The 16,003-nt window shown below is 40.2% G+C and carries 16 protein-coding genes; 7 read left to right on the top strand and 9 right to left on the bottom strand.

The genetic code is table 11. The features are described 5' to 3' along the window. Positions 1-8: 8 nt before the first annotated feature. The 5 genes from A8F95_RS04275 to A8F95_RS04255 form a co-directional block, all read right to left on the bottom strand. Complete coding sequence (locus A8F95_RS04275) at positions 9-815, bottom strand: alpha/beta fold hydrolase (RefSeq protein WP_065409365.1); 807 nt, start codon at positions 813-815, stop codon at positions 9-11. Then, the gene (locus tag A8F95_RS04270) at positions 815-1,393 is read right to left on the bottom strand and encodes an amino acid synthesis family protein (protein WP_065409364.1); all 579 of its coding nucleotides are present in this window, start codon (positions 1,391-1,393) and stop codon (positions 815-817) included. Before A8F95_RS04270 ends, A8F95_RS04275 begins: the two co-directional genes overlap by 1 nt. Then, on the bottom strand, positions 1,377-2,543 hold the full coding sequence (locus A8F95_RS04265; protein WP_065409363.1) for an LLM class flavin-dependent oxidoreductase: 1,167 nt from the start codon (positions 2,541-2,543) through the stop codon (positions 1,377-1,379). Before A8F95_RS04265 ends, A8F95_RS04270 begins: the two co-directional genes overlap by 17 nt. Positions 2,544-2,562: 19 nt before the next feature. Then, entirely contained in the window at positions 2,563-3,270 is a 708-nt protein-coding gene (locus tag A8F95_RS04260) for a GntR family transcriptional regulator (RefSeq protein WP_065409362.1), read from the bottom strand. 215 nt (positions 3,271-3,485) lie between these two features. Beyond that, positions 3,486-5,072: a BCCT family transporter gene (locus A8F95_RS04255; protein ID WP_065409361.1), complete on the bottom strand. Its 1,587-nt coding sequence runs from the start codon at positions 5,070-5,072 to the stop codon at positions 3,486-3,488. A 798-nt stretch (positions 5,073-5,870) separates the two neighbouring features. On the opposite strand from A8F95_RS04255, the gene A8F95_RS04245 reads away from it, so the two are divergent. The 4 genes from A8F95_RS04245 (at position 5,871) to A8F95_RS04230 (ending at position 9,830) form a co-directional block, all read left to right on the top strand. Next, the gene (locus A8F95_RS04245; RefSeq protein WP_065409359.1) at positions 5,871-6,905 is read left to right on the top strand and encodes an ABC transporter permease; all 1,035 of its coding nucleotides are present in this window, start codon (positions 5,871-5,873) and stop codon (positions 6,903-6,905) included. A gap of 1 nt (position 6,906) precedes the next feature. Continuing rightward, on the top strand, positions 6,907-7,581 hold the full coding sequence (locus A8F95_RS04240; RefSeq protein ID WP_065409358.1) for an ABC transporter ATP-binding protein: 675 nt from the start codon (positions 6,907-6,909) through the stop codon (positions 7,579-7,581). A gap of 192 nt (positions 7,582-7,773) precedes the next feature. Continuing rightward, the gene (locus tag A8F95_RS04235) at positions 7,774-8,454 is read left to right on the top strand and encodes a response regulator transcription factor (RefSeq protein ID WP_065409357.1); all 681 of its coding nucleotides are present in this window, start codon (positions 7,774-7,776) and stop codon (positions 8,452-8,454) included. Continuing rightward, complete coding sequence (locus A8F95_RS04230; protein ID WP_065409356.1) at positions 8,451-9,830, top strand: sensor histidine kinase; 1,380 nt, start codon at positions 8,451-8,453, stop codon at positions 9,828-9,830. The genes A8F95_RS04235 and A8F95_RS04230 overlap by 4 nt, the downstream gene beginning before the upstream one ends. A gap of 163 nt (positions 9,831-9,993) precedes the next feature. Here the strand turns inward: A8F95_RS04230 and A8F95_RS04225 are convergent, their stop codons facing one another. Together A8F95_RS04225 and A8F95_RS04220 are read right to left on the bottom strand one after the other, a co-directional pair. Beyond that, positions 9,994-10,476, bottom strand: coding sequence for a hypothetical protein (locus A8F95_RS04225; RefSeq protein WP_065409355.1), 483 nt, complete (start codon positions 10,474-10,476; stop codon positions 9,994-9,996). A gap of 80 nt (positions 10,477-10,556) precedes the next feature. Beyond that, positions 10,557-11,009: a GNAT family N-acetyltransferase gene (locus A8F95_RS04220; protein ID WP_065409354.1), complete on the bottom strand. Its 453-nt coding sequence runs from the start codon at positions 11,007-11,009 to the stop codon at positions 10,557-10,559. A 362-nt stretch (positions 11,010-11,371) separates the two neighbouring features. Here A8F95_RS04220 and A8F95_RS04215 point away from each other — a divergent pair, with 362 nt between their 5' ends. Genes A8F95_RS04215 through A8F95_RS04205 form a run of 3 tightly spaced genes read left to right on the top strand, consistent with a single transcriptional unit; the run spans position 11,372 to position 13,712 of the window. After that, positions 11,372-11,935, top strand: coding sequence for a tyrosine-type recombinase/integrase (locus A8F95_RS04215; protein WP_065409353.1), 564 nt, complete (start codon positions 11,372-11,374; stop codon positions 11,933-11,935). 46 nt (positions 11,936-11,981) lie between these two features. Continuing rightward, positions 11,982-12,476, top strand: a complete 495-nt coding sequence (locus tag A8F95_RS04210; RefSeq protein ID WP_065409352.1) for a cation:proton antiporter regulatory subunit — start codon at positions 11,982-11,984, stop codon at positions 12,474-12,476. Positions 12,477-12,485: 9 nt separating this feature from the next. After that, complete coding sequence (locus A8F95_RS04205) at positions 12,486-13,712, top strand: cation:proton antiporter (RefSeq protein ID WP_065409351.1); 1,227 nt, start codon at positions 12,486-12,488, stop codon at positions 13,710-13,712. A gap of 332 nt (positions 13,713-14,044) precedes the next feature. Here the strand turns inward: A8F95_RS04205 and A8F95_RS04200 are convergent, their stop codons facing one another. Together A8F95_RS04200 and cysW are read right to left on the bottom strand one after the other, a co-directional pair. Next, entirely contained in the window at positions 14,045-15,118 is a 1,074-nt protein-coding gene (locus tag A8F95_RS04200) for a sulfate/molybdate ABC transporter ATP-binding protein (protein ID WP_065409350.1), read from the bottom strand. A gap of 15 nt (positions 15,119-15,133) precedes the next feature. Continuing rightward, positions 15,134-15,997, bottom strand: coding sequence for a sulfate ABC transporter permease subunit CysW (cysW, locus tag A8F95_RS04195; RefSeq protein WP_065409349.1), 864 nt, complete (start codon positions 15,995-15,997; stop codon positions 15,134-15,136). Positions 15,998-16,003 lie beyond the last annotated feature (6 nt).

The raw sequence follows: 16,003 nt of genomic DNA, 5'->3' as shown, positions 1-16,003 counted from the left end.
TCCCCTCCTCACTTTGCTGGAATTGCTTGTTTTTCAATGAAAAATCTAATTGCTTTATTTACAGTATCCGCTCCTTCTATTGGCAGCATATGTTTCATCCCCGGTACAATTAAAACCTCTGAATGTGCAATTTCATGATGCATTTGCTTTGCCATTGCTGGATTTGAACCAATATCATGTTCTCCTGTGAGGATAAACGTCGGCTGGCTAATTTGCTTAAGGCTAGGCCATAACGCTTCATCTGCTGTAGCAAATAGTGTATAGGCTGCTAAGTAGGAAGATGGATCATTGGTTTCAAGCCTCTTTCGGATACGATCGACTATCGCTTTTTCTTTCTTTATAAATTCTTTATTAAACCACCGTTGGATCGCCGGCTCAATTGTCGATGCCGCTCCTGTTTTCCTTACCTCTTCCACTCTTAAAAGGATAGCTTTTCTTTGTTCTGCTGTTCGATTCGCTACGGCACTCATAATTGTCAGCGTTTTCATTTTTTCTTGATATTTTAATGCAAAAGCCTGCGCAACCATTCCGCCCATTGAAAAGCCGATAACGTGACTTTTCCCGATCTTTAGATAATTCATCAGTTCAGCTAACTGTTCTACAAATTGAGAAAGTGTATAAGGAGCAGGAGGATGCTCAGATCCTCCATGCCCGACCATATCATATACAATTACACGAAAGTGCTTTGATAAGCCCTCCACTTGTTTTTCCCACATTGTATGATCTAAGCCGACACCATGAATAAGGATAAGCGGTTCTCCCATTCCTTTTTCTTCATAACGAATAACTCCCTGATCACACACTGCAATTGGCATTAAACAAGCCCCATTTCAACCATATCTTGATGGCGATTTCCTGTTCTAGGGAACGGACGGCCGCCTGTAGAAGCGCCAATCGCGACTACAATTTCATCTGCCCGCGGTGCATCCGGAATAGAAGCTTCAAATGTGATATAGTGAGAACGCTGCGATTCATCATTTTTATGAACCATTGGAATGATGACTGCCGATCCTGCTCCACTACGCTTATTTGTAAAAGGTAATATGCTTTTTGCTTGTACAGCATCCCGGAACTTGTTTCCAAACTTTAATGTATGGATGAAAGCAGAAGCATGTTCTACCTCTCCATCTACCCCAACAATTGCCGCTTTTCCAAACGCTTCAACATCATCTGCACAATTAATGTGCTTGAACAATTCTTTTACTAATACCTCGCCAATTTCTGGCGCATACTCGTTAATCTCTGGCATTAAGTTCTCCACAAAGCCTTTGCCAGCCCATGGATTTTTCATCACCAGCATGGCTGCAATCATCTTAATTGGTGTTTCTAGCTTTCTGCCGCCTTCAATGCGAGTTTCTTCAATAGCTGTGTATACTTTACGAATTTCTAGCATGAACTTTTACCCCCTGATTTTCATTTGCAAATTTAGGCATAACTTCTTCTGTGAATAATTTCAAGCTCTTCATCATTTTGTCGTGAGGCAATCCATTGTGATTTACCCACAAGAGTAATTCCTGTAAATTCAATTCTTCTTTCAGTTCTTGAATTTTTTCAGCTACATATTCTGGCGTACCAAATAATAAGTTTCTCGGATGCAGGAAGTCATAGTTTAATTCTTGACCTTCTTTTACTTGCTCTCCTGGATCCATTAAATTGCCAAGCCCTCTCCAGTGGCAAATCCAACGATAGTTGTTCAACACAGCCTCTGCTGCGTCTTGGCGGGCTTGTTCCATCGTTTCGGCAACGTAGACATCGCGTACCAGAGCAATACCTTCGCCGAGTGGCACCTCACAACCGCGTGCTTTTGAAGCGGTTTCACGATATAGCTCGAAACGTTCTTTTAATTCTTTTACAGTCGGCATCCAGAACATGCCTTTTACGTTATTTTCCGCAGCCCATTTAATGGAACGCGGTGAATCAATCACCTGCCATAGCGGCGGCATTGGCTTTTGATACGGTCTAGGCATCAAGGAAATTTTATTAATTTCACCTTTTTCCATATCCATGAATTCAGGAGAAGCAGGACTCATCGGATGATTCCACTTCAGACCTTTTGGAGGAAACTGATAAATTTCTCCTTCATGAGCGAAGAAACGATTTTCCCATGCTTTCTTTAATATTTCTAATGTTTCTTCAAACACTGCGCGGTTCTGTTCTTGATTTGTCGGGTCAGCTAAAGTGTTTAAGTTAGCTGCTTCTCTGCCGTATAATCCGCGTGCCAAACCCACTTCTACACGGCCCTTGCTAAGCTGATCAAGCATCGCAATGTCCTCCGCCAAACGAAGAGGATGCCAGAAAGTAATGACATTAGCTGCTTGCCCAATCCGAATTCTCTTTGTACGTGCAGCAATATCTGCTCCCATTAGAATCGGGTTTGAAATTAATTCGTTTCCTTCATGTCCAAAATGATGTTCTGTATACCAAATAGAATCATAGCCATTTTCATCGCAGTAAATAGCTTGCTCGCGAGCTTCATCAAGAACTTTGTAATATTCTTCATGCCGTTCTGGCCCACTAAGGTTTGCGAAAATTCCGAATTTCATAATTTTGTTCCCCCTAAAATTATTTTCCCTCGTATAGCTTTTTGGCTATGGCCTCTTTTAAGCGTATTCCGCTCGACTTTACGTGTTCTCGCATAGTTTTTTCTGCTTCCTCACGCTTTCCATCTTCGATAGCTTTTAAAATTGCTTGGTGCTCTGCTAATGATTTTTTACGGCGGTCAGGAAGACCAATGCTTAAATAAACATAGCGAGTATAAGGAATTTGATTAAGCAGCATATTTAACATAAAGTTTAGCTTTGAGTTATCTGCTCCATCTAAAATAGCTTCATGGAATGCATCATTGGCCTTAACATAGAGGTCATTATCAGATGTTTGAATAGCTTTTTCCATATCAGTTACAGCTTTTCGAATGATCTCAATCTCTTTTTCACTTCCTCGTTCTGCTAGTAAACCAGCAGCAAGGCCTTCCAAAACTTCTTTTAATGTAAATAACTCATCCAATTCTTTCTCGGTTGGTTTTGTTACACACGTCCCGACTCGAGGAATAATTTCAACCAACCCTTCTCTTTCTAACTGTTTCAAGGCCTCCCTAATCGGAGTTCGGCTAACCTTGTAGTGTTCTGACAAGGCAGCTTCTGATAATTTCCTTCCAGGCTCATATTCTCCTTTCAGGATGGCTTCACGTATTGCATTCGTTACTTGGGAAGTAATACTGGTTGTTAGAATAGTAGTAATGGGAAATCCCTCCTTGTTTGTACCATGTACCATGGTAGGATATTCAATGATTCATTTCAGGATTTAAAATAAATCCTTTCTCCAATCATTCCTTCTCTACTCAAGAATATTGGATTATTGTCTTTTAAATATCTTTTTGGCTACCATGTACCATACAAGATATTACGCTTAGTATAATTTATCCAATAAAATACGTCAATTGTTTATTTAAAATTTTCTAAAAATTTATTCTTGTCTTACTAAAAAACTTATATGCTATTAACATCTTGTACCTTATTAGCCTGCTGTGTAACCATTTCTTTCTCCTCAACTATCCCTTGCTCTATCCCCATCTCTTTAGCAATTCGGGGAGCATGCCATAGTATTGGAAGCATTAAAATTGAAACAGGCACAGCTGCTATAACGACGAATGATTGCAAAGCCCCAATCCCTCCGCCTCCTATTTTAATCAGAATGATCGCGATAACCGCCATAATGACTGCCCAAAACACACGCATAGCCTTCGGAGGGTTTCCCTCACCTGTTACACTCATGGCAATCGAATAGGACATTGAGTCAACAGTTGTAACAACGAAGAGCACGGTTAATATAAGAAAGACAGTCGGCATGATGGATCCTAGCGGCATTTGTCCAGCAATAGCGATAATAGCTGCTGGCAAACCTCCTTCTGTTAGAGGCGTACTAACTGACCCAGCATGATGTAATTCATAAAAAATTCCCGTGCCTCCTAAAACCGTAAACCAAAAGTTTGTTACTAAGGCTGACAGAATAGAAACCATCAAAAAAACTTCCCTAATTCTGCGCCCTCTTGAAATCCTAGCGACAAGTAACGCAACTAATGGACCAAAGCCTATAAACCATCCAAAGAAAAAGAGCATCCAAGCGCCCATCCATTCTGGGCTTCCGCGATAAGTACTCACAGGAATAAATTCACTCACATACGTTCCAGCAGACGAAATGAACGAATTAATAATGAACTCCCCAGGACCAAATAACAATAAAAATATAGCGATTGCTACCGCCATGTTTACATTTAATCTACTCAGCCATTGTATCCCTTTATCAATACCAGTCAACGTTGAAAATAATACAACGCCTGTAAGAGCAATAATGATGATCACCTGCGTACTGTAGGTGTCTGCCCATCCAAAAATCGCATTTACACCATAACTTACTTGTAAACCAAGGAACCCAATGGGACCTATTGTTCCCGCCACCGCTCCGATAATACAAAATACATCAGCAAGTGTTCCCCAAAGACTATCTTTAATTTTTTCACCGAAAATCGGATACAACAGTGTTCTCGGTTTAAGAGGCATTCCCTTATGATAGTGAGCGTACATAATCACAATCGTACTAATTGCACCGTAGATCGCCCAGGCTGTAAATCCCCATGACATATAGCTTTGTGCCAGCGCGGGTCCTATCGCTTCTGCAGTTCCGGCTTTAATCCCTGAATACATAGGTGGAACCTCTATAAAATAATACATTGGTTCGGCAGCTGCCCAGAACACTCCACCTGCTCCTAGACCAGAAGTAATAATGATGGCAGCCCATTTAAAAAAGCTCATTTCTGGCCTGCGTAAATTTCCAACTCGTACTTTTCCATACCTTGAAAGAGACAATACGCCCCCTACAACAAAAGTAGCTAACAAAAGCAGCTGCCAATAAGCTCCAAAGTATCTAATAGAAAGATCAAAACCAGTATTTACATACTGTGTAACCATATCCATCTTTGCCACTGATAAACAAACAAAGAGAATCATAATTCCGCCACTAAGGCTGAAAACAGGCCAATCCACTTTCTCTTTAATAAAGTTCCAGTAATTGCTCATATAGTTGCCTCCTAGCCATTTATATATTTTTTCTGTTGAACTCTAATTAACTCTTCATTCTCTAGCAAGCGCTTTCAAACAATAAACTATGATGACTGCTGTCAATGAACAAATAGTTACTTTTAACCCCTCCTTATCATAGTTATTCGACAAACAAAATTAGCAGTCTATACCTTTGTACAACAATACAGCTTAAAATGATTAACCACTTTGTTGCATGTACCATGGTAGACAATCATAAAATATACTATTATTGGAAAGTTGTCAATAAATTTAGTAAATTCAAAATACAAACAATATATTTTTAATGTCATTCATTTAAACAGTTTGATGGCTTTTTTTCTTAATATTTATATTTAAGAAGAAAGTGTAAAAGCATGATCAGAGGACACTCCTTATGCAAGATGCCCTTTAGTAATACATTGCTCAACATCTTCTAAATAATCAAGACGCTTGGAGCTCCGCTTTACAAGTGAGGATTAATTCCCTCACGTTGTTTTAGTGTCTTTTCATATCGTTCTCACTCCTTTTCCCATCATTATCGTACTGCCTGCCTTGCTCTTCTTGCTCTTCTCCCTTTTCTCTCCTATCCCTTGAAAAAAATCTGATCGTGATTTGTCGGTTCACCCTCTGTTTTATTAACTTCTTTAGCAGCCATTTTACGCCTATAATCATTATGGTTAACCAACCAAACCTCTTCATATAAACTTCCTTTCTAAATGTAATTTCCTGTTCATCTTTCGTTCATATAAGGCATGTAGACTAAAGGCATCAAATAAAGAACTGGGAGGAATAGTGATGAACATCGCCTGGAAAGAAATAAAAAAGAATAAAGTACGCTTTCTGATTTTAGGTTCGATCATTTTTTTAGTGAGCTTTCTGACGTTCATTATTTCCGGATTGGCAAACGGCCTTTCACAAGACAATGCTGCTTTAATTAAGGATTTACCGGACGGTCAATTTTATATGAGTACCGCTGCTGACGAAACCTATAATTTATCGAAAATAGAGAGCCCTATCCAAGACAACATGCTAAACGAGAAAAAGGATGCTGTAGCACTATCGATTCAGATGGGATTTTTAAATGATCAGAATGGCAAACAACAAAGTGTCGCCTTTGTCGCTTCAACCGATTCCAAGCTGTTTGAACATGTAAAAGATGGCGAAGTCATACTAGATCGCTCTATGAAGGAGAAAGGAATAAAAGTTGGGGATGTTTTAACGAACAATCAATTTAGCGGCAAATGGATTGTGAAGGGGTTTGCGGATGATAAGAAATTCAGCCATGCACCTGTCGCCTTTGTAAATATAGAGAACTACAAAGATATGTACCGGACCGATGCCATGCAATTGGTTTTCGTGCCTGGAGAAGAGAAAGCGCAAGCAGCTGCCGGATTACAAGCCTTTTCAAAAAAGGAATTCCTTCATACGATTCCAAGCTATAGCGCAGAGCAAATGTCCCTTAATATGATTGTTTGGTTTTTAGTCGTGATCAGCGGCATGCTGTTCGCTATCTTTTTCTATATGATGAATGTTCAAAAGATTGGATTGTATGGCATCTTAAAAGCGATTGGCGTGAAGACCAGTACGTTATTTAAAATGATGTGGACGCAAATGCTTTTTATTACCGTGCTGGCTCTTTCTTTATCTGTTGCATTCAGCCAAGGATTTAAAATGATTTCACCTGATGGCATGCCTTTTCATTTAACACTTGAAACGACGCTGCAATTATCCGTTATCTTCCTCGTTATTGGATTTATCGGAGCGACACTTTCTGGAGTACAGATCAAGAAAGTTGAACCATTACAAGCGATTCAACAAGGAGAGGTTTAATATGTCCGTTTTTACAATTGATGAAGTGAAAAAAACGTTTACTAACGGGGAAGTAGCAGAAGAAGTGTTAAAAGGAGTAAATCTTTCCCTTAAAGAAGGAGAAATTACTGCATTAGTGGGAGCCTCCGGTTCCGGCAAAAGTACCCTCCTCACGATAGCAGCGGGGCTTCAGCCTGCTTCAGACGGCAAGATATGGTTCGAAGGACAAAATATTAATCTAATGAACCAGGAGCAAATCCGGAAAATACGGGCAAGCAAATTCGGTTTTATTTTTCAGTTTGCCCATCTCGTTCCTTTTCTTACAGTAGAAGAGCAGCTCACGCTCATGCTCGATGTGTCAGAAACAAAGTTAAAAAGACAGGAACAGCAGAGAGAAATCGACAACGTTTTAAAGCTAGTCGAAATGGACCATCGAAAGAATGCTTATCCTTCGTCCCTATCTGGCGGAGAAAAACAACGGGTTGCCATTGCTCGCGCTATTATCCATAAGCCTAAGGTTCTCTTTGCAGATGAACCTACTGCAAGCTTAGATTCAAAGAGATCTAAAGACGTCATGCAGCTCATCCAGCGTTTGACTAAAACGCTGAACATCACCACTTTGCTCGTCACGCATGATGAAGAAATGCTTGCTTATGCTGATCGTGTCATTAAAATGAGCGATGGACTCGTTTCATAAAGTGAAATCTCAACCCCTGTGTTCAATTTCTATTCCATAGCCCCGGCACATGGTGGGGCTATTTCTTTTTACTAAACATAACGGGATTGAATTTTGCTATACATGACAACATTAGAAATAAATCCAAGGTTTTATCATTCTTTAGTGATTCATGTTAATTGGTCACAAGAGTCATTTAGAGGAGTAGATAAGATGACAAATATTTTAATTGTTGATGATGATCCTAACGTGTTAAAACTGTTAGATATTCACCTGCATGAAGAGGGATATCGAGTATGCCAAGCAAAAAATGGCGTGGAAGCTCTCGAAACCCTGAAGAAGGAAAAGTGTGATTTAGCCGTCATTGATGTCATGATGCCTTACATGAACGGTTATACTTTAACACAAAGGATTCGTAAGCAATATGATATGCCCATTATTCTTTTAACAGCTAAAAGTCAAATCGAAGATAAAGCACATGGTTTTCAATCAGGAACAGATGACTATCTTGTCAAACCCTTTGATCCAAAGGAACTGCTCTTTCGTATCAAGGCATTGTTACGACGATATCACCCACCATTAGATGAGTCGCTCGTTCGCCTAGGAAAAACAACGATCAATAAAAAAAGTTATGAAGTTCAAATTGGTGATCGCACGATATGGCTGCCTTTAAAAGAATTTGAATTGCTGTTCTTTCTAGCCGCAAATTCTATGCAGGTGTTTTCTCGAGATCATCTCATTGAACAAATTTGGGGATTAGATTATGAAGGGGATGAACGAACAGTAGACGTGCACATAAAAAGACTAAGAGAACGCTTTTCTACACTGACGGACGATTTTTGCATTAAAACGGTTCGCGGAGTTGGCTATTTATTGGAGGCCAAACGCTCATGAAGTCTCTTTATACAAAATTTATCGTCGTAACAGCTGGAATTATGCTTCTGAGCGGCCTTTTAGCTTTTTTTATTTCCAATACTTATTACCAGCAAAGATTAAAGCCCTATAACGATCAAAAAAATACCAAAATTGCACTAGGTGTTGCTGCATTTGTGGATGAGCATCCTGACATGAACCTTAAAGAGTACCTGCAAAATATTTCCTCTGTAGGCTACCAAATTTACCTCGTTGATCAAGCAGGAAATAATGTTTATTTTGGCGCTCCTTTCAGAGTGAACAATCTCTCTGCTTCTACAAAGGAGCAAGTTCTAAAAGGGACTCTTTACCATGGCATTCTTTACTTTCCTCAGGAAACCTTTGTAACCGGCTTTTTTGCGAATGAATTAAAGAATACAATTGGCGTCCCGTTAGTGCACAACGAGAAAAGTTATGCGCTCTTTCTTAGACCGGATATTAAACTTCTCTTTAACGAGATGCACCTTTTATTCGGGTGGCTGCTCGCCCTCACGATTGCTTTAAGCATTCTTCTAGTAGTGTTTAGCACAAAATATTTAGTGCAGCCCATTTCTAATCTAACGGCAGCCACAAAGTCACTCTCGAATGGCGATTTTAATGTTGAGTTAGATGTAACCCGACGTGACGAGTTAGGCGAACTTTCTGCTAGCTTTTTGCGAATGGCCCGAAAATTAGAACAAATGGATGAGATGAGAAAGGAGTTTATTTCCAATATCTCACACGACATCCAATCACCGCTATCCAATATTAAAGGCTATACTAACTTGATAGAAAATGATTCCGTAAGCCGAGAAGAACGAGCTTCCTATATTTCCATTATTAATAGTGAAATTAAACGACTTTCTACCTTAACTGAACAATTATTGCTTCTTGCCTCACTGGACCGAAATGAAGACATTGTGAAGAAGAAATCATTCAATGTTGGGCAGCAAATCAAGGAACTAGTGCAAAGTTATAAATGGAGAATCGGTGAAAAAGGACTGATGCTTAGCTACTCCTTGCCGGATATAGACATTACTGGCGACCCTTCTTTGCTCAATACTGTATGGGACAATCTTTTAACGAATGCCATTAAATATAATAAACCAAACGGCAGCATTGAGATATTAATTGAACAAAAAGGAGAATCAGTCGTCATCACTTTTAAGGATACAGGAGTAGGATTGAGCTCAGCGGAATTGGAAAGGATCTTTGACCGCTTTTACCGTGCAGACATTACACGTTCACGCACCGTTGAAGGAACAGGGCTAGGCCTTTCCATTGTCGCAACAATCATTAAGCTTCACAATGGTCAGGTAACGGTAAGCAGCAAAGAGAAAGAAGGAACAATCTTTATTGTGGAGCTTCCTCTTCGTTAGCAGCGTGTTTCACAAGTGTCATCAAGGCCTTTGCTCATTCGTTTTTAACATCCTTCTATTCGATGTTAAAAACGTTGCAGTGCTTCATCCCCTCTCTCCGGCCGGTGAATAAGTCTAAAACTGGGAATGCAGGCAAAATCCTCACTCCCAGCCTGAGTTTGTATTATGGTTTTTCCACATTTACTATCACATTTCCAAAAAGCTTTTCGCCAAAATAGGCTTCCAGCTTCCACAACCCTTCACTCGGCAGCGTCATCATGGACGGTATATGATGATCCGCTCCTGAGTTAGGGGCCAGCACGTGATTACTTGGAAATTCAAAAACAGTTACTTCCTCATCCGTTTCTTTGCTCACTCCGACGACTTTGAATGGTTTGGTTAACACTTCTTTTTCGCCCCAAAAATGCCACATATGCTTCTGTGGTTCCCCTGCAATAAAAGGACCATACTCTCCAAATCCCAGCTTTCCATTATCGCCAATCCGAAAAACGAAATCACCTGTTTTTCCGTCATCCGTAATAACCACTTCTTTGACTAACGTCGGACTTTCTCTCCACTCTTCTGCTCCTATAACGGTTTGTTCTGCTTGGGAACACCCGACTAACAACAGACCAACCGTTATGAATAGATTGCATGCTTTTCTCATAACTCCCCCTTGTACAGACTGTCATGAAATTTATATACGCTTTGTAATTGTCCTAACTATGTAACATTGTTTTTCTACGCTTATAGATCTTGAGATAAGCGAATCATATCTCTGCATCGTATGCCATTTTCGAAAATTTCTTCTGAATAATGCCTTATAAAAAAATCAGGGTCGACTCCAATCATCCTGAAGCCGCATTTTTGATAAAGAGCTAATGGCCCGATGCTGGAGTTGCCAGTGCCGACGTCTATTGTTTTGTATCCCCTTTCCTTAGCTGCTTGGATGGCATGCATCACCAGCCTTTTGCCTGTCCCTTTTCCATGCTGTTCCTTTGCCACGGCAACATTTACTAGCTCTACAGTATACGGTCTCGTAGGCAGCAGTACATACACTCCAATAACCTCTCCAGCATTTACAGCAATAAAGCTTTCTCCTCTTTTTATATACTCCTCAATGGTTTCTTGGGAAGGATCGGCTAATAACAGCAAATCCATTGGCAGCTTTTCATTTTTCTTTAGTTTCCTAATCTCCATCTCTTCTTCTTCATTCCATTCTAAGAAACTTTTTTATAATACGTTCAATCGGTATCCTCTTTAATCTGATAACGATTGAACACCAATAATAGTATACCAATCCCTTTTAAATTCCTCTTCTCTCTCGGCTATAAAAAAGCAAAAATGCAGATCGGTATAGTTTTTAATTTCTCTTGTCAAAACAATTTTTCAGCTTCATAAGCTAGAGTGATAACCCTACAGCCTACTGTGGTAATTTTCTTTGCGGAAGCTGTTTATTCACTAAGTTAACAGCAAATTATAATAAGAAGAAAGCATATTTGCATGTTACTTAATTATACTTTAAAATAGTATTAAGTAACATGGATTAAGGAGAAGAATCGATGGAGTATGTAGAAGCTCTGAAGGATCTAAAGCAAATTAATGCCATGAAAAGGTATTTAAAAAAACATTCAGAACGAGATTATCTTCTCTTCGTCTTTGGTATTAATACAGGTTTAAAAATCACTGAAATGTTAGATATTAAAGTAAGGGATATACTAGAAGAAGGCTGTTTGAAAGATTTTCTTTTTCTTCCCCATAAAGAATCTAAAGCCGCTAAAGAAATCTACCTTAACCACAAAGTAAAAAAAGCCGTTTTGCACTTTATCCAAGCAAACGAACTAAAAGGGGATGATTATTTGTTCAAATCCCCTAAAACCCAAAAACCGATTACACGCCAGCAAGCCTACCGAATTATTCACCATGCTGCAGAAGCGGTTGGCATAAAAGGGAAAATCGGCACAAATTCTTTGCGTAAAACCTTTGGTTATCATGCTTATAAACGAGGAGTTGCCATTTCTCTCCTTCAGAAGCACTTTCATCATGCTACCCCTTCTGAGACTCTTAAATATCTTGGGATTTCCAAAGATGAAAAAATAAAAACGGAAATCGATGTTAATCTTTAAAACACCTTAATCCATTGTTATATCCATTTAAAGGAGGAATCTTACATTGAACATTCGAGAAAGTGAACTGCCAGGCATTGGCTATAAGTTTGAAATTATCACAAAAAACCAGGATAAGCTGGTCATCGTTATTCATGATGACGGACGGAGAGAGATTTACCACTTTGACTCAGATGATCATGATGAGGTTGTAAGCAGTGCGACTTTCAGCGATGCAGAAGCCAGACAAATCGCCGGCATTTTAGGTGGAATGGCTTACAACCCTAAAGCCTTGGAAAAGATAGACTTTGCCTTTGATGATTTAGTCATTGAATGGTATCAGGTGGAACCAGGGGCTCCAGCCGTGAATAAAACGATTGGCGAGGTTGATATTCGAAGCAATTTCGGGGTGAATGTTATTGCTATTAGAGAAAAGCACACAAAAAAAACCCACAACCCGGGACCAGATACAGTCATTGAAGCAGGTGACATCTTAATCATTTCAGGAGAACGAACTCAATTAAAAGAGCTTATTAAAAATTTACTATCTAATGAGGGGTGAGAAATATAGATGAACGATCTAGTTCTTGAAGTCGGTACTGCACTTGTTCTCGTTGCCATCGTAGCCATCCTTGCAAACAAACTTAACTTTTCTATTATTCCGTTCTTAATCGTTCTCGGCATGATTGTCGGTCCTCATGCACCAACGATCGGAATTATTGACTTAACATTTATTGAAAGCAATGAAATTATTCAATTTTTAGGACGCATAGGCGTGCTGTTCCTCTTGTTCTATTTAGGTCTTGAATTTTCAGTCGGAAAACTGATGAAGTCCGGACGGAACATCGTAGTCGGCGGAAGTATCTATGTGTCCCTTAATTTTATTTTGGGCCTTCTTTACGGACTTCTTACGGGAATGCCATGGATTGAGTCTCTGATTATTGCCGGATTGCTTAGCGTGTCCTCCAGCGCCATCGTAGCAAAGGTGCTCGTCGATTTAAGAAGGACCGCTAATCCGGAGACAGAGCTAATTCTTGGAATGATCTTATTTGACGATATCTTCCTGGCCCTATTTTTAACCACCATGTCAGGCGTCTTACTTGCAGGCTCTACCTCTTTCCTCGGTATTTTCACTTCCGTTCTTATCTCGATCGGCTATATGTTACTATTTTTTATTATTGCGCGAAAAGGCGCGCCTCTACTAAATAAATGGTTAAATATAAAATCAGATGAAATTTTTATCATCGTCATCTTCGCTTCCTTGTTTTTTGTGGCTGGTTTTTCAGAAACACTCCATGTTGCTGAAGCGATTGGTGCCTTGTTATTAGGACTGGTCTTCTCTGAAACTGAGCATCGTGACCGGATTGAACATCTAGTAGTTCCTTTCAGAGACTTCTTCGGTGCTGTGTTCTTCTTTAGCTTTGGATTAAATATTGATCCCTCAACGTTAGCCGATGCGTTTTGGTTATCACTTGGTGCTGCTCTAGTAACAGTTATCGCGAACGTTATTGCCGGTATGATTGCTGGAAGAAAAGCTGGACTGTCCCATAAAGCTTCTACTAATATTGGCTTAACCATTATGGCACGGGGAGAATTTTCGATCATTGTGGCCAATCTCGGAATTACGGCAGGCTTAAATCCTATTTTAACGCCTTTCACTGCCATGTATGTGCTGTTCCTGGCTATTTTAGGGCCGCTCATGACGAAAGAAAGTAAGAAGATTTACAAGTATTTAAATAAAATCTTCAAATGGAAAAAAGAAGAAGTAAAAAAGAAAATCAACGTTCCTGGTGAATAAACTACAGTTGCTCACCACCTCAACCTTTACACCTTGTCTATCACAAATATTTACCAACTATGGAACGCAGCCGCGTCTTCTGCCAAGGGTGGTTTTAATTTACACAAAATCACAGTAATTATATATGCTTAAGCTGATATGATAATTTCAGCACATTTTGTATAATCCGATCGGCTTATACAGAACAGAAATGAATGTCAAGCCTTTTATCCTACCTGCTCACGATCTCCCCATTGAAACGTGGTCAGATTTTGATCCATAAAAAAATTCCTCTCGTCTAAGAGGAATTTTTTTATGTTTATATCTCATTTTGTAGCGGTAGAGGCTGGCCGTCAAATGGAGTAATCCTCCGGAATAAACACCTTCAATTGATTAGGCCGGACAAACACATCTTCCCCTACTTTTAAACCAAGTTCTCCATAACGTTCTTTCGTTAATTCTGCCTCGAGGAATTGTTCCAGTCCCTGTGTCTTCAGCTCAATGTGAACCGTCCGGCCGACCACGTGAATATGAACAATTTTCGCCTGAACAGCATCCTTTGCAGTGCTTTCACGCTCAATCATAACATCATGTGGACGTACATAGGCAACAGCCGGACGGTTCTCCGCACTATCAATGCCTGGAGCATCCAGCTCGACCTGGCCATTAAGCAGTTTTCCATTTTCCAGCCGGCCATGAAACAAATTAACGTTTCCTAGAAAGTCATACACAAACGGGCTGTTCGGATGATCATATACTTCTTCCGGACTGCCGATCTGCTCAATCCTTCCTTCATTCATCACTACAATGCGGTCTGCTACATCCAGTGCTTCTTCTTGGTCGTGCGTGACAAAGATACTCGTAATATGAAAGTCATCATGCAGTCTGCGCAGCCAGCGCCGCAGATCTTTTCTCACTTTTGCATCCAAAGCTCCAAACGGTTCATCAAGCAGCAGCACTTTTGGCTCTACCGCCAGCGCTCTGGCAAGGGCAACGCGCTGCCGCTGTCCACCAGAAAGCTGTGATGGATACCGGTCTGCCAATGCCTCTAGCTTTACAAGGCTCAATAGCTCGTTTACCTTTTCTTGAATGTCTTTTTTAGACGGCCGCTCTTTTTTAGGACGAACCCTCAATCCGTAGGCAATATTGTCAAAGACAGTCATATGCTTAAACAAAGCATAGTGCTGGAACACAAAACCGACTTTTCGCTCGGTTGTACGAATGCGCGTCATATCTTCGCCACCGAATAAAATGACTCCGCTATCCGCTTCTTCAAGACCAGCAATAATGCGAAGAAGCGATGTTTTTCCTGATCCCGACGGTCCGAGCAAGGCAACAAGCTCGCCTGTTGGGATATCAATCGTAATATTACTCAGCGCATTGAATGAGCCGAATGATTTTGATACATCTTTTATGTGAATGCTCATACGATGGCCCTCCTGTTATCCATGTTGATTGGCTTTCCATTCAATCATATTTTTAAAAATAAGTGTCACGATCGCTAATATAGACATGAGCGAAGCGACGGCAAACGCCGCAGAAAATTGATATTCGTTATATAAAATTTCAATGTGAAGCGGCATTGTATTTGTCAACCCCCGAATATGTCCAGAAACTACTGATACTGCGCCAAATTCGCCGACAGTCCGTGCATTACATAAAATGATGCCGTATAGCAATCCCCATTTAATATTAGGCAGTGTCACAAGCCAAAATGTTTTCCAGCCGCCCGCTCCCAGTGTGAGGGAAGCTTCCTCTTCTGAGGAGCCTTGCGACTGCATAAGCGGGATCAACTCACGTGCGACGAATGGAAGTGTCACGAATAGCGTGGCTATCACAATGCCTGGTATAGCGAAAATAATTTTAATATCGTTTGCGAATAACAAATCACCAAATAAACCGTGTGTACTGAACAAAAGTACAAATACGAGACCGGCAATGACTGGCGACACAGCAAACGGCAAATCAATAATAGTAGTCAACAGACTTTTCCCTTTAAAATCGAATTTTGTAATTGCCCACGCTGCTGCGATTCCGAACAAGGCGTTAACAGGTACCGTTAATAAAACAACGAGCAGTGTCAGCTTAATCGCTGCCAGTGCATCTGGTTCAGTAATGGCCGCCAAATAAACGTGAATTCCTTGTTCAAATGCCTTGATAAAAATTGCCGCCAGCGGCAGCACAAGAAACAAAAATAAAAAAATGAACGCGACAACAGTGAGAAACACACGAATAAAAAGCGGTTCTTCTGCAGCTTTTTTTACTGTTTTTCTGCTCCCGTATGACAATGGAACGTGTCCAGCCATCTTGAT

The sequence above is a fragment of the Pseudobacillus wudalianchiensis genome, assembly GCF_001685015.1.
Taxonomy (GTDB): Bacteria; Bacillota; Bacilli; order Bacillales; family Domibacillaceae; genus Pseudobacillus; species Pseudobacillus wudalianchiensis.
Note: the sequence above shows the minus strand (reverse complement) of the source record. Positions and strands in the feature narration are given on the sequence as shown.

Excerpts from the sequence above, each read along its gene's own strand:
- A8F95_RS04275 (WP_065409365.1), bottom strand. The coding sequence starts at position 815 with ATGCCAATTGCAGTGTGTGATCAGGGAGTTATTCGTTATGAAGAAAAA.
- A8F95_RS04270 (WP_065409364.1), bottom strand. The coding sequence starts at position 1,393 with ATGCTAGAAATTCGTAAAGTATACACAGCTATTGAAGAAACTCGCATT.
- A8F95_RS04265 (WP_065409363.1), bottom strand. The coding sequence starts at position 2,543 with ATGAAATTCGGAATTTTCGCAAACCTTAGTGGGCCAGAACGGCATGAA.
- A8F95_RS04260 (WP_065409362.1), bottom strand. The coding sequence starts at position 3,270 with ATGGTACATGGTACAAACAAGGAGGGATTTCCCATTACTACTATTCTA.
- A8F95_RS04255 (WP_065409361.1), bottom strand. The coding sequence starts at position 5,072 with ATGAGCAATTACTGGAACTTTATTAAAGAGAAAGTGGATTGGCCTGTT.
- A8F95_RS04245 (WP_065409359.1), top strand. The coding sequence starts at position 5,871 with ATGAACATCGCCTGGAAAGAAATAAAAAAGAATAAAGTACGCTTTCTG.
- A8F95_RS04240 (WP_065409358.1), top strand. The coding sequence starts at position 6,907 with ATGTCCGTTTTTACAATTGATGAAGTGAAAAAAACGTTTACTAACGGG.
- A8F95_RS04235 (WP_065409357.1), top strand. The coding sequence starts at position 7,774 with ATGACAAATATTTTAATTGTTGATGATGATCCTAACGTGTTAAAACTG.
- A8F95_RS04230 (WP_065409356.1), top strand. The coding sequence starts at position 8,451 with ATGAAGTCTCTTTATACAAAATTTATCGTCGTAACAGCTGGAATTATG.
- A8F95_RS04225 (WP_065409355.1), bottom strand. The coding sequence starts at position 10,476 with ATGAGAAAAGCATGCAATCTATTCATAACGGTTGGTCTGTTGTTAGTC.
- A8F95_RS04220 (WP_065409354.1), bottom strand. The coding sequence starts at position 11,009 with ATGGAGATTAGGAAACTAAAGAAAAATGAAAAGCTGCCAATGGATTTG.
- A8F95_RS04215 (WP_065409353.1), top strand. The coding sequence starts at position 11,372 with ATGGAGTATGTAGAAGCTCTGAAGGATCTAAAGCAAATTAATGCCATG.
- A8F95_RS04205 (WP_065409351.1), top strand. The coding sequence starts at position 12,486 with ATGAACGATCTAGTTCTTGAAGTCGGTACTGCACTTGTTCTCGTTGCC.
- A8F95_RS04200 (WP_065409350.1), bottom strand. The coding sequence starts at position 15,118 with ATGAGCATTCACATAAAAGATGTATCAAAATCATTCGGCTCATTCAAT.
- cysW (WP_065409349.1), bottom strand. The coding sequence starts at position 15,997 with ATGGCTGGACACGTTCCATTGTCATACGGGAGCAGAAAAACAGTAAAA.